The 17,963-nt window shown below is 65.9% G+C and carries 18 protein-coding genes; 10 read left to right on the forward strand and 8 right to left on the reverse strand.

Going from position 1 to position 17,963, the window contains the following annotated elements; genetic code table 11:
* Nucleotides 1-39: 39 nt before the first annotated feature.
* The gene (locus tag QX108_RS22390; RefSeq protein WP_315787382.1) at nucleotides 40-927 is read right to left on the reverse strand and encodes an AraC family transcriptional regulator; all 888 of its coding nucleotides are present in this window, start codon (nucleotides 925-927) and stop codon (nucleotides 40-42) included.
* 296 nt (nucleotides 928-1,223) lie between these two features.
* Between QX108_RS22390 and QX108_RS22395 the strand changes: the two genes are divergently transcribed.
* Together QX108_RS22395 and QX108_RS22400 are read left to right on the forward strand one after the other, a co-directional pair.
* Nucleotides 1,224-2,861 (forward strand): NAD(P)/FAD-dependent oxidoreductase, encoded by a 1,638-nt coding sequence (locus tag QX108_RS22395; RefSeq protein WP_315787380.1) that lies wholly within the window; start codon nucleotides 1,224-1,226, stop codon nucleotides 2,859-2,861.
* 57 nt (nucleotides 2,862-2,918) lie between these two features.
* Nucleotides 2,919-4,112: a serine hydrolase domain-containing protein gene (locus QX108_RS22400; protein WP_315787378.1), complete on the forward strand. Its 1,194-nt coding sequence runs from the start codon at nucleotides 2,919-2,921 to the stop codon at nucleotides 4,110-4,112.
* Nucleotides 4,113-4,234: 122 nt separating this feature from the next.
* Here QX108_RS22400 and QX108_RS22405 read toward each other — a convergent pair whose 3' ends face one another.
* A complete protein-coding gene (locus QX108_RS22405; RefSeq protein ID WP_315719383.1) occupies nucleotides 4,235-4,882 on the reverse strand; it encodes a response regulator transcription factor in 648 nt (215 codons plus the stop codon).
* Nucleotides 4,883-4,892: 10 nt separating this feature from the next.
* Complete coding sequence (locus QX108_RS22410) at nucleotides 4,893-6,251, reverse strand: histidine kinase (RefSeq protein ID WP_315787375.1); 1,359 nt, start codon at nucleotides 6,249-6,251, stop codon at nucleotides 4,893-4,895.
* Between the two features lie 197 nt (nucleotides 6,252-6,448).
* On the opposite strand from QX108_RS22410, the gene QX108_RS22415 reads away from it, so the two are divergent.
* The 4 genes from QX108_RS22415 (at nucleotide 6,449) to QX108_RS22430 (ending at nucleotide 9,765) form a co-directional block, all read left to right on the forward strand.
* Nucleotides 6,449-7,228 (forward strand): MotA/TolQ/ExbB proton channel family protein, encoded by a 780-nt coding sequence (locus tag QX108_RS22415; RefSeq protein WP_315787373.1) that lies wholly within the window; start codon nucleotides 6,449-6,451, stop codon nucleotides 7,226-7,228.
* Nucleotides 7,225-7,896, forward strand: a complete 672-nt coding sequence (locus QX108_RS22420) for a hypothetical protein (RefSeq protein ID WP_315719387.1) — start codon at nucleotides 7,225-7,227, stop codon at nucleotides 7,894-7,896. Before QX108_RS22415 ends, QX108_RS22420 begins: the two co-directional genes overlap by 4 nt.
* Nucleotides 7,893-8,501, forward strand: a complete 609-nt coding sequence (locus QX108_RS22425; protein ID WP_315719388.1) for a hypothetical protein — start codon at nucleotides 7,893-7,895, stop codon at nucleotides 8,499-8,501. The genes QX108_RS22420 and QX108_RS22425 overlap by 4 nt, the downstream gene beginning before the upstream one ends.
* A gap of 325 nt (nucleotides 8,502-8,826) precedes the next feature.
* On the forward strand, nucleotides 8,827-9,765 hold the full coding sequence (locus QX108_RS22430) for a S1/P1 nuclease (RefSeq protein ID WP_315787370.1): 939 nt from the start codon (nucleotides 8,827-8,829) through the stop codon (nucleotides 9,763-9,765).
* A 13-nt stretch (nucleotides 9,766-9,778) separates the two neighbouring features.
* Here the strand turns inward: QX108_RS22430 and QX108_RS22435 are convergent, their stop codons facing one another.
* On the reverse strand, nucleotides 9,779-10,498 hold the full coding sequence (locus QX108_RS22435) for an SDR family oxidoreductase (RefSeq protein ID WP_409998535.1): 720 nt from the start codon (nucleotides 10,496-10,498) through the stop codon (nucleotides 9,779-9,781).
* 99 nt (nucleotides 10,499-10,597) lie between these two features.
* Here QX108_RS22435 and QX108_RS22440 point away from each other — a divergent pair, with 99 nt between their 5' ends.
* The gene (locus QX108_RS22440; RefSeq protein ID WP_315787366.1) at nucleotides 10,598-11,488 is read left to right on the forward strand and encodes a LysR family transcriptional regulator; all 891 of its coding nucleotides are present in this window, start codon (nucleotides 10,598-10,600) and stop codon (nucleotides 11,486-11,488) included.
* Nucleotides 11,489-11,801: 313 nt separating this feature from the next.
* Entirely contained in the window at nucleotides 11,802-12,194 is a 393-nt protein-coding gene (locus tag QX108_RS22445) for a hypothetical protein (RefSeq protein ID WP_315787364.1), read from the forward strand.
* A gap of 37 nt (nucleotides 12,195-12,231) precedes the next feature.
* On the opposite strand, the gene QX108_RS22450 is transcribed toward QX108_RS22445, so the two are convergent.
* The gene (locus tag QX108_RS22450; protein WP_315787362.1) at nucleotides 12,232-12,636 is read right to left on the reverse strand and encodes a hypothetical protein; all 405 of its coding nucleotides are present in this window, start codon (nucleotides 12,634-12,636) and stop codon (nucleotides 12,232-12,234) included.
* Between the two features lie 771 nt (nucleotides 12,637-13,407).
* On the opposite strand from QX108_RS22450, the gene QX108_RS22455 reads away from it, so the two are divergent.
* Together QX108_RS22455 and QX108_RS22460 are read left to right on the forward strand one after the other, a co-directional pair.
* Nucleotides 13,408-14,148 (forward strand): metallophosphoesterase family protein, encoded by a 741-nt coding sequence (locus QX108_RS22455; protein ID WP_315719394.1) that lies wholly within the window; start codon nucleotides 13,408-13,410, stop codon nucleotides 14,146-14,148.
* Nucleotides 14,149-14,151: 3 nt separating this feature from the next.
* Entirely contained in the window at nucleotides 14,152-15,609 is a 1,458-nt protein-coding gene (locus tag QX108_RS22460; RefSeq protein WP_315719395.1) for a bifunctional serine/threonine-protein kinase/universal stress protein, read from the forward strand.
* 104 nt (nucleotides 15,610-15,713) lie between these two features.
* Here QX108_RS22460 and QX108_RS22465 read toward each other — a convergent pair whose 3' ends face one another.
* Genes QX108_RS22465 through rpe form a run of 3 tightly spaced genes read right to left on the reverse strand, consistent with a single transcriptional unit; the run spans nucleotide 15,714 to nucleotide 17,792 of the window.
* Nucleotides 15,714-16,544, reverse strand: a complete 831-nt coding sequence (locus tag QX108_RS22465; RefSeq protein WP_315726094.1) for a bifunctional allantoicase/(S)-ureidoglycine aminohydrolase — start codon at nucleotides 16,542-16,544, stop codon at nucleotides 15,714-15,716.
* 45 nt (nucleotides 16,545-16,589) lie between these two features.
* A complete protein-coding gene (locus QX108_RS22470; RefSeq protein ID WP_315787360.1) occupies nucleotides 16,590-17,075 on the reverse strand; it encodes an ureidoglycolate lyase in 486 nt (161 codons plus the stop codon).
* A 15-nt stretch (nucleotides 17,076-17,090) separates the two neighbouring features.
* A complete protein-coding gene (gene rpe, locus QX108_RS22475; protein WP_315719397.1) occupies nucleotides 17,091-17,792 on the reverse strand; it encodes a ribulose-phosphate 3-epimerase in 702 nt (233 codons plus the stop codon).
* Nucleotides 17,793-17,963 lie beyond the last annotated feature (171 nt).

The raw sequence follows: 17,963 nt of genomic DNA on the forward strand, positions 1-17,963 counted from the left end.
CGCGTCGACTAAGATTCGGAAAATTCTTCCGCCGACGTCCTAGCCCATGCACGCTTTGCGAAATTCGGCCGGTGTGACGTTGAGCTTGCGGCGGAAAATCCGGTTGAGGTGACTCTGGTCGGAGAAGCCGCAGAGCAGGGCGATCTCCTTCAGCGCAAGCCGGTCCTTACGCAGGTGCTCGCATGCGCGTTCCACCTTGCGATTCAGGACGTAGGTATGCGGCCGCATGCCGTAATGCGCATGGAATTTGCGCGCGAATTGCACCGGCGTGCAGTTGCAGATGCCGGCCAGCTCCTCCAGCGTGATGTTCCTGCCGATGTTCTGCTCGATGTAGTCTTCGATCAGCCGCGCGTGGGCCGGCCTGAAGCGTCCCTGCGAACAGGGCAGTTTGAATTGCACCGAGGCATAGCTTCGCAGGATGTGCACGCTCGCCTGAAGTGCCAGGGCATCGTAGCACAGCCGGCCGCCCGGACCGCCGTCGGAGATCTCCTGCACCATCCGGTCACTGATCCAGGTCAGGACCGGATCGTCGATCCGGAGCAGATCGTGCAGTTCGATCGCTTCGGCATCGCGATCGAACGCCTCGCTCGCGGTCTTCGCCATCAGGCTCGGCGCGATATAGAAATGGGTGACCTCGACGTCGCTGTTCCAGCGCCAGTTCGACGCTTCCGCACGCGTCAACAACGTCGTGACGCCGCGGCCGACATGATCCTGCTTCCACGCGCCGGTCACCCGGCGGTTCATCGACGTGGTCCCTCCGCGGTAGACGACAACTAAGAAGTTCTCGGAGGGCGGCACCCAGATATCGGACGGCGCATAGCGGAAGACGCGGAGCCGAAAGTCCGCCTTTCCGATTGCCGAACTGTCCAGCATCAGCTCGCCGGGAGCGTAGCGCGGCAGCTCCTCGACGCTGATCAAATGGCCCATCGCGCGAGCCTCCCTTGATTTTTTTATGGCGCGATTGATCGCTGCTGCTTCTCATTGGCCTTGCGGCGGAGCCAGCATAGGCCGGTTTCGCGGTTTGCCAAGCGAGCTTTGTTGCGACTTGCGAGCACAGCTGGCGCGTGCGCCGCACCGTTCAAGAAATCGTCCGTTTCGTCCAAGCCCCGACGGGTCGCCGGCCCATAGCTTGCGCGGGCGACAACGAAAACGCAGCCCCCGTCCGATGACACACGGACGAGGAACGGCGGCGTGCGCCCTGAAACAAGGATGAGGAGGACCAGATGACGGAAGCCGCTGTGAACGCCAACGGAGACGCTTCGCATGTGACGACCAGGCTCGATGCGGTGGTGATCGGCGCCGGCGTTGCCGGGCTCTATCAGCTCTATCGCTTGCGCGAGCAGGGACTGAGCGTCCGGGCTATCGACGCCGCGTCGGGCGTCGGCGGCACCTGGTACTGGAATCGCTATCCCGGCGCCCGCTTCGATTCGGAAGCCTACATCTATCAGTATCTGTTCTCCGAGGAGCTCTACAAGGGCTGGAGCTGGAGCGAGAAGTTCCCGGCCCAGCCGGAGATCGAACGCTGGCTCAACTACGTCGCCGACCGGCTCGATCTGCGCAAGGACATCCAGTTCGGCACGACGGTCGTTCGTGCGCAGTTCAACGAAGCGACGCAGCGCTGGCTGGTCACGACCGACAAGGGCGAACTGATCGATACCCAGTTCCTGGTCACCTGCTGCGGCATGCTGTCGGCGCCCCACGTCTCGTTTCCCGGCCAGGACACGTTCGAGGGAGACCTGTTCCATACCGCGCGCTGGCCGAAGCAGCCGGTCAGCTTCGCCGGCAAACGCGTCGGAATCATCGGCAATGGCGCGACCGGCATCCAGGTCATCCAGACCATCGCCGGCGAGGCCGGTCACCTCAAGGTCTTCGTCCGCACCCCGCAATACGTCATTCCGATGAAGAACCCGAAATACGGCGCTGACGACGCGGAGGCCTACAAGTCGAAATTCAAGCATCTGACGGAGCGCTTGCCGCACACCTTCACCGGTTTCGAGTATGATTTCGAGCATGCCTGGGCCGACCTGTCGCCGGATCGGCGTCGCCAGGTGATCGAGGAGTGCTGGGAGGACGGCTCCCTCAAACTGTGGATTTCGTCCTTCGCCGAGCTGTTCTTCGACGAGGCGGTCAATGCGGAGATCTCCGAATTCGTGCGCGACAAGATGCGCGAGCGGCTGAAGGATCCGAAGCTGTGCGACCTGCTGATCCCCGCAGATTACGGCTTCGGCACCCACCGCGTGCCGCTCGAGCAGAACTTCCTCGAAGCCTTCCTTCGTCCCAACGTCGAGATCGTCAGCGTCAAGACCAATCCGATCGAACGCGTCACCCCGAAGGGCATTCAGATGGCCGACGGCACCGTGCACGAATTCGACATGATCGTCCTGGCGACCGGCTTCGACGCCGGCACCGGTGCGCTGACGCGGATCGATATTCGCGGGCGCGACAATCGATCGCTCAGGGAGGATTGGAGCAGGGACATCCGTACCACGATGGGCCTGCAGGTGCACGGCTATCCCAATCTGTTCACGACCGCGGTGCCGCTCGCTCCCTCGGCCGCGCTGTGCAACATGACGACGTGCCTGCAGCAGCAGGTCGAATGGATCGACGATTGCATCAAGTACATGCGGTCCAGGGATCTGAAGGTGATCGAGCCGACCCGGGAAACGGAGGATGGCTGGGTCGCGCATCACGACGAGACCGCCAACGCGACGCTGATCGCCAAGACGAGTTCCTGGTATCTCGGCTCGAACATCGAGGGCAAGCCGCGGCGGGTTCTGTCCTATTGCGGCGGGGTCGGGGCCTACCGCCAGAAATGCGACGAGGTCGCCGCCGGCGGCTACCAGGGCTTTGCGATGCATTGAGCCTTCGGCAGACGCCGACACTGGGACACGAGCCAAGAAACACGAGGGAGGACTACCATGAGCACGAATTTCACCGCGGCGGCCGATGCCGTTCTCGACGGTGTCGTCACATCCTCACCGCGCGTGCCAGGCGTGGTCGCGATGGTGACGGACCGCGATCGCAACATCTACCAGGGCGCAGCGGGACAACGCCGTCTCGACCGGCCTGAGCCGATGACCGCCGACAGCATCTTCGCCATTTTCTCCACCACCAAGGCGATCACCGGCACGGCCGTGCTGCAACTGGTCGAGGACGGCAGGCTGGACCTCGATGTGCCGGCGAAGCGTTACGCGCCGGAGATCGGGACTTTGCAGGTGATCGAGGGCTTCGATGCCAAGGGCGATCCGATCCTGCGTGCGCCGAAGCGCGACATCACCACGCGCATGCTGATGACGCACACGGCGGGACTGAGCTACGACTTCATCAATCACACCTACAACCGGCTGGCGCAGGAAAAAGGTCAGCCAAGCGTGATCACCGCGACCAAGGCCTGCCTGATGACGCCGCTGCTGTTCGATCCCGGTGACCGCTGGGATTACGGCACCAACATGGACTGGTGCGGTCAGATCGTCGAAGCCATCACCGGCCGGCGGCTTGGGGAGGTGCTGAAGACGCGCGTGTTCGAGCCGCTCGGCATCAAGGACATGTCCTTCGAATTGACCGATGCCATGCGCAGCAGGCTGGCCGGCATCCACGCGCGCACCGCCGATGGCTCGCTGACGCCGATGGATTTCGAACTGCCTGCCGAGCCCGAGGTGCACATGGGCGGCCACGGCCTCTATGGCACGGTCGGCGACTACATGCGCTTCATCCGCATGTGGTTGAATGACGGCGCCGGTGAGTTCGGCCGGGTGCTGAAGGCCGAAACGGTGCGCATGGCGGAAAAGAACCATCTCGGCGACAACAAGGTGACACCGTTGACCGGAGTCATTCCCGAATTGTGCAACGACGCGGAGTTCTTCCCCGGCCAATCCAAGTCGTGGGCGCTGAGCTTCATGATCAACGAGGAGCAGGCGCCGACGGGCCGTCCGGCCGGTGCGCTGGGCTGGGCCGGGCTGGCCAATCTGTTCTACTGGATCGACCGGCAGAACGGATTCGGCGGCTTCTGGGCGACGCAGATCCTGCCCTTCGGCGACCCGACGTCGTTCGTCGGCTACATGAACTTCGAGACGGCATTCTACCAGAGCCTGCGCCAGCGCATGGCGAGCTAGGCCGAACAACGCGATCGCGCGCGCCGTGCCACCGTCGTGCAGCGAACTCTTCCGCTGGACGGTGGGCACGGCGCCATTGCGATCCCGCCCGCGGCGATGGCACGGCGGCGCCTTTGCCCACTTTACAGATCCGTCAACCCGCTGGTGACCGCGAGCCGCACCAACTGCGCATCCGTCTGCAATCCCGTCTTGGCCTTCACCAGGTAGTGATAGTTCTGCACCGTCTTGACGCTGAGGTGCAGATTGGTGGCGATCTGCTCGGTGGTCAGGCCCGATGCGAACTGGCGCAGGATTTCGATCTCACGCTCGCCGAGCCGGTCGAGCACGGTCTGCTGCGGATCGAGGCTGTCGGCGGCCAGCACATGGGCGACGTCGTCGCTGAGCGCGCGCTCGCCGTTGATTACCATTCTGATGGCACGGACCAGCGCCGATGGCTCGCTGCTCTTGGTGACGAAGCCGCTGGCGCCTGCCGCAAACGCGGCCTTCACCAGCGGCGCCTCGCCATGCATCGAGAACACGAGGATGCAGGCGCGATTGTCGCGAGCGCGGATGTTGCGGATCGCCTCCAGCCCGCTGGCGCCCTTCATCGAGATGTCGAGCACGACCACGTCGGGCGCATGCGCCTTGAAGGCGGCATAGGCCGCTGCGGCGCTGTCGGCCTCGGCGATGACGCGAAAGCCGTCCTGGCTCTCCAGCACGCGGCGGTAGCCTTGTCGGACCACCGGGTGGTCGTCGACCAGCAGGATCGAAATGCCTGTGCGCTCGCGCATCCCCGTTGTCTCAGGCGGCCAGTGGAATTGTCGCGGAGACGCTGAGCCCGCGTGCGGCCGGTCCGATCGACAGCGAGCCGCCGACCGCGGCGATGCGCTCGCGGATTCCGGTCAGGCCGAAGCCGCTCGATTGCGCCAGCAATGTCGCATCGCCGCCGCCGTCATCCTCGACTGAAATCAGCAGCGCACTGTCGGGCCCGGAGCGCCGCTCGACCCGCAACGACACCTCGCTCGCACTGGTGTGGCGCAGGGCGTTGGTCAGGCACTCCTGCGCCATCCGGTAGGCGGTGACCGCGACCGGGCCCTGGATGTCGGCGAGATCGCCGTGGAGGTCGAGCCGGATCGCAGGCCGCGCGGCGTGCTGATAGTTCTGCGTCAACGCCACCAGCCCGGCCTCCAGCCCCAGCTCCTCGGCGAGCGGCCGGCGCAGCCGGCTCAACGTGCCGCGCAGGCAGGCCATCAGATGGCTGACCGACTGCGTGATCATGCGCGCATCCTGGGCGACCTGATCGTTGCGGCCATGGCCGGCGCTCTCGATCGTCGAGGCAAAGGCGAGGATCGCGGTCAGGTTCTGGCCGAACTCGTCGTGCAGCTCGCGCGCCAGCGCGCGCCGCTCCTCGTCGCGGATGTCGAGCAGGCGCTCGGTCAGCGCGGCGCGCTGCTCGTTGGCCTGCGCCAGCCGGTCGCCGAGCTCGCCGACGGCGCGGCCGATCATCGCGAGCTCCATCGATCGGAAGCGCGGCAGGGCCGGGTGGTGCTCGCCCTCGGCCATCCGCTGCAGCGCTGAGACGATGCTGCGCGCCGGCGCCAGTGCATGCGCGATCGCCAGCGAGGCGAGCACGCCGATCGCAATGGCCATCGCCAGCGCGACGCCGAAGCTGTCCTGGATGCGCAGCCAGGCGAGCTGGATCGCCGCATCGGGATCGGCGATGGCGGACACGGTTCCTGCCGTGGTCGCCCGCGCGCTGATCGCCTGCGCCACTGCGGCGTGATCGCCGAGGATCGTTTCGACCAAGCCTGAGAACCAGCGCGGCGGCGCCGCGCCGAGCCCCTTGCTCTGGCCGCATAGCGGCTTCTCGAAGGCAGCTTCCGGCTTGAACTGCACGCAGATGCCGGGCGCGATCAGCTTCATCGTCTCGGTCGTGCGCCAGTCCGGCACCGGCAGCAGATGGTCGCGCGTGCGGTTGCTGCGCAGCAACAGCTCGCGCCAATACAGCGCCTCCAGCGCCTGCGATACGCGCTCGGCAGACGCCGCGGTGGCGCGGTCGACGCTGCGATAGGCATCGACGGTGACCCATATGGCCGCGGCCGCCAGGCAGAGCAGAACGATCAGCGCCAGGCGCGCGATCAGCTGGAGCACGAGGCGCATGCGATCCTCTCCACGGGCTTTTGCCGCAGCGTAACAATGGGCCGGTGCCGCGCCAAGCAAATGCACTGCAGCAGGCGAAAGATTGGGAAAATTTCCCGACAGGCCGGAGGCAGATGTCTTTGGACGCTGTTCCGCCGCTCTGCTTAACTTCGATGCCAAGCGCCGGATGCAACGGCGGAGCAATGGGGAGTGCATGCATGAGCGTGGTCGGCAGTGCGGAGAGAGTGGAACCTGCGCGCGATGCGGCCGAGCGCGGGCCGCTGCTGCTCTGGATGATCTTCACTGGCCTGACCGTGTTCGCCGCCGTCGTGCTGTGGCGTTACGGCTACTTCCATCTGATGGTCGCCTCGGACCGGACCTACATTTCAAGCGTCGTCGCCGTGCTCTATCTGGTGACGTGCTGCCACTGCTTCTGGCGCACCAGGGCAATCGCGCGCGAGGCGGATGCTGCAAGGCGCTGCCGCGCCGTGCTGATCGGGCCCGATGCGGCGCGCGCGCTCGAACCTGATGCGCAGTTGCTTCCCAACGGGCTCGTCACCAATCACATCCGCAGCCTCGTCACCAAGGCCGCGACGCAAGGGACAGGGCGTCTCGACCAGACGCTGCTGCTGCGCACCCTGGCCGACCGCCTGCGCGGCTCGAACGGATTCGGCGGCTTCGCGTCGGATACGCTGATGAAGCTCGGCCTGCTCGGCACCATCATCGGCTTCATCATCATGCTGGCGCCGATCGCCGGCCTCGACGTCAACGACAAGCTGGCCATGAAATCCTCGATGGGCCTGATGAGCGACGGCATGGCGGTGGCGATGTACACCACGCTCGCCGGCCTGGTCGGCTCGATCCTGGTGCGCATCCAGTACTACATGCTGGACGCGGCGACCGGCCGCGTGTTCTCCGACGCGGTCATGCTCACCGAGACGCGGGTGACGCCGCGGCTCGAACGGGCGATGGAGCGCGCGCCGGAGCAGGGCGCATGATGGACGATTTCGGGCTCTATCCGCGCGAGGAGCAGTTCGATCCGTTCAGCGTGATGCTGTTCAAGGCGCTGCAGATCGTCGCGTTCTTCTTCTTCATCGCGGTGCTCGCGATCTCGCCCGACGCGAAGGACGGCAAGGTCGACAGCAAGGCCGAGTTCCTGATCACGATGGACTGGCCGGACAATCATCCCGACGATCTCGATCTGTTCGTGCAGGACCCCGTCGGCAACATCGCCTGGTACCGGCATCGCGAGGCCGGCTTCCTCACGCTCGATCGCGACGACCGCGGCGGCGCCAATGATTTCATCCTGGTCAACGGCTTGAAGATCCCGTCGCCGATCCGCGAGGAAATCGTGACGATCCGGGGCATCGTCGCCGGCGAGTACACCGTCAACATCTCGCATTTCCAGAATGTCAGCGGCGCACCGGTCGAGGCCAAGGTGAAGGTGCAGAAGCTCAACCCGACGGCGCAGGTGATCTTCGACGACAAGGTCGTGCTCGATCATTCCGGCGACGAGAAGACGGCATTGCGCTTCAAGCTCAATGCGGAGGGCAAGGTGATCGACGTGCAGCGGCGGCCGAAATCGCTCTTGGAGACCTTCCGCAACGTCCGCGCCAACGGCGCCGACCTCGATCCCCAGACCGGCGTCAGGATGATCAGGCGATGATGAGCAGCCTCCAGACCGTCATCGTCACGCTGTCCGTGTGCTACGCCCTGATCGGCGCGCTGCTGCTGCTCGTGCTGGTGTATGCGCGGCTGCCGTGGCAGGTGAAGGCCGTGGCGGTGGTCGTCACCAGCGCGTTCTACGTCGGCAGCTTCGTCGGCGCCCGCGGGCTGCTCGGCTGGGCCAGCGTCGATCGGTTGCCGAAGGCGTTCAAGGTGCTGCAGGTGCGGATCGTCGATCCGCACAGCGTCGACGGTGATCCCGGCGCGGTCTATCTGTGGGTCGAGACGCTCGACGAGGACAACCGCCCGAGCGGCGTGCCGCGGGCCTATCGCATTCCCTTCAGTGACAAGCTCGCCGAGAAGGCGCAGCACGCCGCCGACCAGATCGCCGCCGGTCATCCGCAAGGCGGCCGCGCCGCCGATTTCGGCACCGGCGACGGCGGCGTGATCGACGCCGCGCGCGAATACATCCTGCCCAAGACCATCATCGAGACCGCCGGCGGCGATCCCTCGACCGGCGAGTTCAAGGCCGCGAAGAATGCCGGCGACGGTGTCTCCTTCACGCCGCTGCTGCCGCCGCGCATGCCGCCGAAGGACGAGCAGTAAAGGACAAACGGCGCGAGCCGTTGCAGTCACGGCACATCCGATGTCTCACCGCCGTCATTGCGAGGAGCGTCAGCGACGAAGCAATCCAGAGTCGCGACCGGCGCCCTGGATTGCTTCGCTGCGCTCGCAATGACGGTCGAGAGAGCGATCACAGGCCGATGGGCATACGCTTGCGGAGCGCGGTGAAGGAGGCGCGCTCGCAATACGGTTGGCGGTGCGCGGTGAAATTGCAAAAGCCGGTCGTTCACGCTAGGGTCCGGATCATCTGGTGGCCCGCCCGAATTCGCGATTTCATTGTTGATCGAATGATCGAGGGAGCTTCGCGATGCGTAAGCTGATGATTGCGTTCTTGGCCGTCATGTTCTGGCCGGCCGGACCGGCCCTGGCCTGGTGGGACGAAGGCCACATGCAGATCGCGTATCTGGCCTACAAGAAGCTGACACCAGCGGCGAGGGACCGGGCCGACGCGCTGCTCAAGCTCAATCCCGATTATGCGAGCTGGATCGCCGGCGCGCCGCAGGGCCAGGAGAAGCTCTACGCCTTCGTGCGCGCGGCGACGTGGCCCGACGACATCAAGATGAAGCCGGACTATTACGACGACCAGGTGACGGACTCCACGGCCAAGCAGCTCGTACCGTATGGCCACCTCAAGCACACTTATTGGCACTACAAGGATGCGCTGTTCTCGGTCGATGAGACGCCGTTGCCGCGCCCCGACGCAGTCGACGCGGTGTCGCAGCTCAAGCTGATGATCGCCAAGCTGCCCGCAAACACCGACGCCTCCGAGCCGCTGCGGTCGTACAGCCTGAGCTGGATGATCCACCTCGTGGGCGATCTGCACCAGCCGCTGCACGCCGTCGCCCGCTACTCGGCCGCGCTGCCGGACAAGGGCGGCGACCGCGGCGGCAACGAATTGCAGGTCGTGGCCGCCAACGGCGAGACGCAGAATCTGCACGCCTATTGGGATGGCATCTTCGGCGGTTATTCGACGGTGTTCGGCGCGATTTTCGATGCCGACCAGCGCGGCGGCCTGTCGACCGTCACGCCTGATGCCGGCAAGGCACAGATCATCGATCCCGCGGTGTGGGCGCAGGAGAGCTTCGAACTCGCCAAGGCCGTCGCCTACGCCCCGCCGGTGCGCGCCGACAAGCAGCCGGTCGAACTCACGCGGGAGTACGAGACCAACGCCCGCGATCTCGCCCGCAAGCAGGCAGCGCTCGCCGCTGCGCGGCTCGCCAACCTGCTCGAGGTGCTGTTGCGGTAGAGCCGCCCGCGCCTCACGGCGCCCGCGTCGGCCGGACGACGATCTCGTTCACGTCGACATCGTCGGGTTGCTCGATGGCATAACGAACGGCGCGGCCGATCGCGTCCGGCTGCAGGGCAATCGCGCGGTAGCTGCGCATCATCTCGGCTGCGGTCTCGTCCGTGATGGTGCTGGCGAGTTCGCTCTCCACCACGCCCGGATGGATGCAGGTGACGCGCAGCGTCTCATTCTCCTGCCGGAGCCCGTCCGAGATCGCCCGCACGGCGTGCTTGGTCGCGCAATAGATTGCGGCGGTCGGCACGACCTGCAGAGCGCCGATCGAGGCGATGTTGATGACGTGTCCGGAGCCGCGGGCCAGCATGCCGGGCAACACCGCCGCGATGCCGTTCAGCACGCCCTTGATGTTGACGTCGACCATGCGATCCCACTCGTCGACCTTCATCGCGGCCATCGGCGACAGCGGCATGATGCCGGCATTGTTGATCATGACGTCCACGTGTCCCCACAAGGCGCGCGCCGCCTCGGCAAAGGCCGCGACATCGGTGCGGTCGGTCACATCCAGTGCCCGAACCTCGGCGGTTCCGCCGGCCGCGCGCAACTCGGCGGCCAGCGCCTGCAGCCGATCCAGGCGGCGCGCGCCCAGCAGCAGCCGCGCGCCCGTGGCGGCCAGCTCGCGGGCGATCCCCGCGCCAATGCCGCTCGAAGCCCCGGTAATCAGGATGACCTTGTCCATGTTCAACTCCCGTCGGTTGGTGACGGGCGGAAGCTAGGTGGCCGGCATTGTCACGACAATTTGCCCAATGGTTGTCTCGGTGGTAAGCATGCCTAACCAATGCGGATCGACAAGAACATCATCGAGCTGTTCGTGGCGGTCGCCGATGCCGGGAGCTTCCGCCTGGCCGCGGACCGGCTGGGCGTGACGCGGTCTGCCGTCAGTCAGGCGATGGGCAGGCTGGAGGACCATCTCGGGATTTCCCTGGTCAGCCGGACGACCCGCAGCTTCAGCCTGACCGAGGCGGGACGCCGGTTCTATGCGGATGTCGCGCCGGCGATCGGCGCGCTGAATGCCGCCGCCGAGCAGATCGGCGACAAGGCCGGGCCGCCGTCCGGCCTGCTGCGGCTGGCCGTGTCCTCCATCGCCGAACGCTTCATCTCCGGGCCATTGCTGGCCTCGTTCATGCAAACCTATCCCGCGATCGAACTGGACATCACCATCACCGACGACACCTTCGACATCGTCGCCGAGCACTACGACGCAGGCGTGCGCCTGGGAGAAGTCATCGCGCAGGACATGATCGCCGTCCCGGTGTCCGGAGATCAGAGGCAGCTGGCCTTTGCCGCACCGAGATATCTGGAAGCGCACGGCGCCCCGGCGCACCCGCGCGACCTGATCCATCATGCCTGCATCGGCTGGCGGCCCGCGCCGCTGGCCGCGCCCTATCGCTGGGAGTTCACCGAAGCGGGCAGAGACTTCAATGTCGAGGTCAAGCCCAGCCTGACGACCAACGACATGTCGTTGATGATCCGCACCGCATGCGCGGGCGGCGGCATCACCTTCGGCATGGAGGAGACGTTCCAGCCCTACGTCGCGCGTGGCGAGCTGGTGCCTCTGCTCGAAAGCTTCGCGGCGCCGTTTGCCGGATTCTACCTGTACTTTCCGCGGCGTCGGAACCTCGCGCCCAAGCTCCGCGCGCTCATCGATCACGCGAGGCGGGGACCATGACAGCAACGCGCGTAGCCTGGATGAGCGCAGCGATATCCGGGTTCACCGACGCAGCGCGTGAGATCCCGGATGTCGCTGCGATCGTCCGGGCTACGACGCTGCCACATGCCTGTCCGGTGCGTTTTCAGCCGCTATTCAGCGGGCTGGAAGCCCCCGTTGATCGCACTTGTCAGCTGGTTCAAACGACCATTCGCATCAAGAGATGAACCTGGCGACCATTGCCGGCAACTCATGAGCGAAGCGCCAATCCCGGTCCTGCGCGAGCAGGGCGGCGGTATCGGTGGCCAGCATCATAGCAGCAGGGACGATCCGCATGCCCTACATCATCGTGCTGATTGCCGTCATCGGCATCGTGGTTCTGCAGCTGACCGGTGCGATCCCGATGGACGCCGTCGGTGGGGGGCTCGTGATCGCGGCGGTGACGTTTGCGGCCGTCCTGTCCATTGCCATCCACGAGGCATGGACGAAGAAGCGGGGCGTGCTCGGCTGGATCGTGAACATCGTCGTCTCGCTGCTCGGCGCCTTCTTTGCCGCCCAGCTCGGCGGTCCGCTCGTGGCCGTTCCACTCCTCATGGTCGCGGGGGATGGCAGCAGCTCGCTAGCGGCTGCGGGAGGCGGTGTGATGTCTGCTGCGCTCGCCCTCATGATGATTGTCACGATTGCCGGTTCCGCAGGCGCGCTGTGGCTCGTGAACCGGCGGCGATGAGTTTGCCGACGCCGCTGCGCCGAAGTCGGTCCAGCGACTAGGCTCGCGGCGTCGCGAGCCAGTCCCGCCAGAACTGCTCCTGTGCCGCGACCGAAGCAGGGACGACATCCGGCCCCTCGGAAAAGATGTCGACGAGATCTTCCCGTCGGGCGTGTCGGCCCATCGTCATCCTGTGGGCCTTGAGACCCTGACCCATGTCTCGCGCCATCCCCGACGGGTACACGTTCAGACTTGCGCCATAGCAGAATGGCATGAACCCATTTTCGCCCAGCACGTTCCGCAGATCGCAGAGCGCCTGGAAGAAATCGGTTGCAGCGCTTTCGATGCTTCGATCCCTGTAGTCGCACCTGAGTCGACAGAGGTTGTCATCATCAAGCAAGGTGAAGACCGCTGTTTCACCATCGTGGCCGCCGACCAGGCGCAATCTGTGCTGCTCTTCCATGCTCGATCCTTTACACGGATGATCTAGACTAGATGACGGCGGCGATTGTCGGCAATGGGCCCATCGCTCAGATCTGAGCCCGATCCCGTTGTCGGCCATCAGGCTGCGACGCCGCCCATTCTCGTGCGGCCGTGCAGCTTTGCATGGGTGTCCGGGGGATGGGGCCGCAGCCGGCGACGTCGAGGGGGCCCCCTGCGATGGCCCGTGACCGGGTGAAAGTTTCTATTTCCTTTTTTCAGAAATCATGCTATACGCCACCATCCCGTCCCGAGCAGAGGGCGTAGCGCGCGATCGTCACGACACGTGGGGCGGGGATGCGATGGACGCTGGGCTGGCGTGAGACGAACGCTCAAGCCTGCGGACGTGAAGTCGTGTGGTCCTGGCATCCCGAAGCTGGTGCTAAGCTGCTCGGAGATAATCCGAGCGGCGACGGTGGCCAAAAAGCCGGTGCACCGGGGAGATCACGATATAAGCGTTAAAACCGTCGCGCGGGGAATGCCGGATGTTCGGCTGAACCTGTGGTGACTGCCGCCTGCTTTTTTCTGCAGGCGGGCCATGGGTGAGGCCTTCACCCGGCATTCCCCGCGCCCTCTCGTTCTTCGATGGGGCACAGCGATCGCAAGGCTCGGGCGAGATCCGCCGCGAGATCGAGAGGTCGTGTCGCTGATCGATCGACCCCGGTCAAAAAACTCCTTGCTCCGGTCCGTCCGGTTTGATGTTGCTCAAATTCCGCGCGAAGCCCACTTGTACGGTGGAACCGGGAGGATACGGGTGCTGCTGGCGATTTTCACCGACATCCATGCCAATCGGCAGGCTTTTGCGGCGTGCCTGGAGGCGGCGCGCGGGCGCGGCGCCGAGCGCCTGATCTGCCTGGGCGACATCGTCGGCTATGGCGCCGATCCGGAATGGTCGGTCGACACGGTCATGGAGATCGTGGCCGAGGGCGGGCTGGCGGTGCGCGGCAATCACGACAATGCGGTCTCGACGGCCAGCGAGAGCATGAATGCGGAGGCGCAGGCGGCGATGGAGTGGACGCGCGGCCGGCTCAGCGCCGAGCAGCGGCGCTTTCTCGCCGAGTTGCCGATGAGCGTGGGTGACGAGGACCGGCTGTTCGTGCATTCGGAGGCGTCGAGCCCTCAGCGCTGGCGCTACATTCAGAGTTCGGCCGATGCCGCACGCAGCATGATCGCGACCGAGGCGCAGGTCACGTTCTGCGGTCACATCCATCGTCCGGCGCTGTACTCGATGTCCGCCACTGCGAAGATGACGAGCTTCACACCCACTGCCAACATGCCGATTCAATTGCTGCGCGGCCGGCAATGGCTCGCCGTGGTCGGCTCGGTCGGTCAGCCGCGCGACGGCGATCCCGCTGCATCCTTCGTGACCTTCGACACCAGGACGCGCGAGCTGACCTATTGCCGCGTGCCCTATGACGTCGACGCGGCGGCGCAGCGCATTCGTGACAACGGCCTGCCGCCCTGGCTGGCGCAGCGGCTCTCGATGGGGCGTTAGAGCATGGCGAGATCGAAGCTCCAGCCGGGCGTCGTCATCGACGGCTTCACCGTCGGCGAGTGCGTGCATTCCGGCGGCATGGCGACGCTGTGGAGCGTCACGCGCCCGGACATCGACCGCCCCATCCTGATGAAGGTGCCGCGCGTCTCCGAGGGCGAGGACCCTGCGGCGATCGTCAGCTTCGAGATGGAGCAGATGATCCTGCCGAAGCTGTCCGGTCCGCATGTGCCGGCGTGCTTCGGGACAGGCGATTTCGCCACGCAGGCCTATGTCGTGATCGAGCAGATCCCTGGCGAGACGCTGTACAAGCGGTTGCCCGAGCTGCCGCTGCCTTATGAGGAGGCGCGGGTGCTGGTCGCGAAGATCGCCACCGCGCTCGCCGACCTGCACCGGCAGCACGTGATCCATCACGACATCAAGCCGTCCAGCATCATGTTCCGCCCCTCGGGGGAGGCGGTGCTGATCGACTACGGCCTGTCCTGCCACAAGCACCTGCCGGATCTGTTGCAGGAGGAATTCCGCCTGCCTTACGGCACCGCGCCCTACATGGCGCCGGAGCGGATGATGGGCACCCGCAGCGATCCGCGCAGCGACATCTTTTCGCTCGGTGTGCTGCTCTACTTCTTCACCACGGGCGTGCGCCCCTTCGGCGAGACCGAGACGCTGCGCGGCATGCGGCGGCGACTGTGGCGCGATCCCTATCCGCCGCGGCAGCTCAAGCCGGACTATCCGCCATGGCTGCAGGAGATCGTGCTGCGCTGCCTGGAGATCGAGCCGGTCTGGCGCTATCCGACCGCGGCACAGCTCGCCTTCGACCTCGGCAATCCCGACCAGGTCAAGCTGACGGCGCGCGCGGAGAAGCTCAAGCGCGATCCGATCACCACGGTGTGGCGGCGCCGCTTCAATCGCGGGCTGGTGCAGCCGGAAACGAAGCCGTCCGATGTCGCCGTGCAGATCGCTTCGAGCCCGATCGTGGCGGTGGCGATCGACACCTCGGAGGGTGGCGAGGAGCTCAATGGCGCGCTGCGCGTCACCGCGCAACGCATCCTCGCCACGTTGCCCGCAGCGCGGCTCGCCTGCGTCAACGTCCTCAAGCTCGGCCGCCTGACCATCGACCGCACGCTGGACGAGGCCGGCAACAACAAGCACATCGACCGCATGGTGGCGCTGAAGCACTGGGCGACGCCGCTGAAGCTCGATGCCAGCCGGCTGACGGTGCACGTGCTCGAAGCCGTCGATCCGGCCGCCGCCATCGTCGAGTTCGCCGAGGTCAACCAGGTCGACCATATCATCATCGGCGCCCGCCGCGACTCCGTGCTGCGCAGCCTGCTCGGCAGCGTCTCGGCCAAGGTCGCCGCGGAAGCGGGCTGCACCGTGACCGTGGTGCGCACGCGCGCGGCCGCGCGAGAGATCGATGATGAAGAGGATGATGCGCCGGCGAAGGTTGTGTCGGGGGGATAAGGCTGGGAAGATTGTTCGGCTGCAACCTTGGTGAGGACGGCAACCCGGCGATAGCCGATGCTCCCCGCAACGACGGGGCAACAGGGGCGCTCCGTTTTCTCACCTCACCGGAACGGCCGCAGCTTCATATGCCGGTTGGAGTCCTTGTACAGCAGATAGCGGAAGCGGCCGGGGCCGCCGGCGTAGCAGGCTTGCGGGCAGAAGGCGCGCAGCCACATGAAGTCGCCGGCCTCGACCTCGACCCAGTCGCGGTTGAGCTTGTAGACCGCCTTGCCCTCGAGCACGTAGAGGCCGTGCTCCATCACATGCGTCTCCAGGAACGGGATCACCGCGCCGGGCTCGAAGGTGACGATGTTCACGTGCATGTCGTGGCGGACGTCGAGCGGATCGACAAAGCGGGTGGTGGCCCAGCGGCCGTCGGTGCCGGGCATGCCGACCGGCGCGATCTCCGCTTCATTGGTCACAAAAGCCTCGGGCGCCGCGATGCCCGGGACGGCCTCATAGGCCTTGCGGATCCAATGGAAGGTCGCGGGCGCCGCGCTGTCGTTTGTGAGTGTCCACTTGCAGGACGGCGGCAGGAAGGCGTAGCCGCCCTTGGCGAGGCGATGCGTGGTGCCGGCGATGGTCAGCGCGATCTCGCCGCCAACGACGAACAGTACGCCCTCCGCCTCCGGATCAGGCTCCGGCTGGGTGCTGCCGCCGCCGGGCGAGACCTCGACGATGTATTGCGAGAATGTCTCCGAGAAGCCGGAGAGGGGACGCGCGATCACCCAGGTCCGGGTCTTGTCCCAGAACGGCAGCGGCGAGGTGACGATGTCGCGCATCACGCCCTTGGGGATGACCGCATAGGCCTCGGTGAACACGGCGCGGCCGGTGAGCAGGTCGGTCTGCGGCGGGTGACCGCCCTGCGGCACGAAGTAGTTCGGCTTGTCCATCATCGTCTCTCCTGCGCGCGGATGCTCGATCCGGCGCGCCATCAGTCAGGGGATGCTGAGCAACAGCGGCTGGTCGAGCCACAGCTCCTCGAGATTGTCGGGGCTCATGCGGTCGACCACCATGAAGCGCGAGGCGTCGTCGAACACCAGCAGCGGATGGTGCCAGACATTGCGGGCGTAGTTCACGCCCTGGCGCCCCGTCGCGGTGAAAGCCCGGTAGCTCGTGGCATCGCGCGGGTCGGCGCAGACCAGCACCAGCCAGGGCCGGTCCTGCAGCGGCATGAACAGCTGGGTGCCGAGCGGATGCCGTTCCATCAGCTTAATTTCGATCGGCCGCCGCCGCGGTTTCGCTTCGAACAGGCTGATATTCACGGGGACGGCACCGGACGTGACGTCGATCGCGGCGAGCCCGTTGCAACGGCGGGCAAAGCCCTGATTGATCTCGATCAGAGCCGCGCCGTCGGTCTCGACGACGTCGCCGAAGGCGGCGAACGCGGCCTTGGTCAGCGGCTGCGGCGTGAGCGTCTGCATGCGCCGTCGACCGCCTCAGATCGCCTCGCCGCGCGCCGACGCGGCGGCATCGCGGATCGCGGCGATGTTGCTGCGATAGGCTTCGGTGGTGCCGCCCTTGAACACCGCGGAGCCGGCGACGAACGCGTTCGCCCCGGCGGCCGCGAGCGCGCCGGCATTGTCACGGCCGACGCCGCCGTCGACCTCGATGTCGATGGGGCGGCCCGCGGTCATCGCGCGCAGATCCTGCACCTTGCCGATCGCCGAGGCGATGAAGGCCTGGCCGCCGAAGCCGGGGTTGACCGACATGATCAGCACGAGGTCGACGAGGTCGAGCACATATTCGATGACGTTGAGCGGCGTCGACGGGTTGAGCGAGACGCCGGCCTTCTTGCCGAGCGCGCGGATCGCCTGCAGCGAGCGATGCAGATGCGGGCCGGCCTCGGCATGCACCGTGATGTGGTCGCAGCCGGCCTTCGCGAACGCCTCGAGATAGGGATCGCAAGGTGTGATCATCAGATGGGCGTCGAAGATCTTGGTCGTATGCGGACGCAGTGCCTTGATGACGTCAGGGCCGTAGGAAATGTTCGGCACGAAATGGCCGTCCATGACGTCGAGATGGATCCAGTCGGCGCCGGCGGCATCGACGGCGCGCACCTCTTCGCCCAGCTTGGAGAAATCCGAGGCCAGGATGGACGGCGCAATGACGAGCGGACGCGGCGTGAAGGACTGGGTCATGAGCATCTGTTCCAGGGCGATCGGGGATGTCGCCGTATCATGCAGGGGCCGGTCCGGCAACGCGAGCGGGAAAAATCTGCCGGGCGCGGCATGAAGTGCCGGGCGACTGGCATGGCAACATCGCGAAATATCCGGACATATCAGTAGTTTGGCGCTGGCACGGGGATTGCG

This window comes from Bradyrhizobium sp. SZCCHNR1002, from assembly GCF_032381435.1.
GTDB classification, from domain to species: Bacteria; Pseudomonadota; Alphaproteobacteria; order Rhizobiales; family Xanthobacteraceae; genus Bradyrhizobium; species Bradyrhizobium aeschynomenes.

Coding starts and splice junctions, on each gene's coding strand:
- QX108_RS22395 (WP_315787380.1), top strand. CDS start 1,224: ATGACGGAAGCCGCTGTGAACGCCAACGGAGACGCTTCGCATGTGACG.
- QX108_RS22450 (WP_315787362.1), bottom strand. CDS start 12,636: ATGGAAGAGCAGCACAGATTGCGCCTGGTCGGCGGCCACGATGGTGAA.
- QX108_RS22425 (WP_315719388.1), top strand. CDS start 7,893: ATGATGAGCAGCCTCCAGACCGTCATCGTCACGCTGTCCGTGTGCTAC.
- QX108_RS22440 (WP_315787366.1), top strand. CDS start 10,598: ATGCGGATCGACAAGAACATCATCGAGCTGTTCGTGGCGGTCGCCGAT.
- rpe (WP_315719397.1), bottom strand. CDS start 17,792: ATGACCCAGTCCTTCACGCCGCGTCCGCTCGTCATTGCGCCGTCCATC.
- QX108_RS22430 (WP_315787370.1), top strand. CDS start 8,827: ATGCGTAAGCTGATGATTGCGTTCTTGGCCGTCATGTTCTGGCCGGCC.
- QX108_RS22470 (WP_315787360.1), bottom strand. CDS start 17,075: ATGCAGACGCTCACGCCGCAGCCGCTGACCAAGGCCGCGTTCGCCGCC.
- QX108_RS22400 (WP_315787378.1), top strand. CDS start 2,919: ATGAGCACGAATTTCACCGCGGCGGCCGATGCCGTTCTCGACGGTGTC.
- QX108_RS22415 (WP_315787373.1), top strand. CDS start 6,449: ATGAGCGTGGTCGGCAGTGCGGAGAGAGTGGAACCTGCGCGCGATGCG.
- QX108_RS22460 (WP_315719395.1), top strand. CDS start 14,152: ATGGCGAGATCGAAGCTCCAGCCGGGCGTCGTCATCGACGGCTTCACC.
- QX108_RS22435 (WP_409998535.1), bottom strand. CDS start 10,498: ATGGACAAGGTCATCCTGATTACCGGGGCTTCGAGCGGCATTGGCGCG.
- QX108_RS22390 (WP_315787382.1), bottom strand. CDS start 927: ATGGGCCATTTGATCAGCGTCGAGGAGCTGCCGCGCTACGCTCCCGGC.
- QX108_RS22410 (WP_315787375.1), bottom strand. CDS start 6,251: ATGCGCCTCGTGCTCCAGCTGATCGCGCGCCTGGCGCTGATCGTTCTG.
- QX108_RS22465 (WP_315726094.1), bottom strand. CDS start 16,544: ATGGACAAGCCGAACTACTTCGTGCCGCAGGGCGGTCACCCGCCGCAG.
- QX108_RS22405 (WP_315719383.1), bottom strand. CDS start 4,882: ATGCGCGAGCGCACAGGCATTTCGATCCTGCTGGTCGACGACCACCCG.
- QX108_RS22445 (WP_315787364.1), top strand. CDS start 11,802: ATGCCCTACATCATCGTGCTGATTGCCGTCATCGGCATCGTGGTTCTG.
- QX108_RS22420 (WP_315719387.1), top strand. CDS start 7,225: ATGATGGACGATTTCGGGCTCTATCCGCGCGAGGAGCAGTTCGATCCG.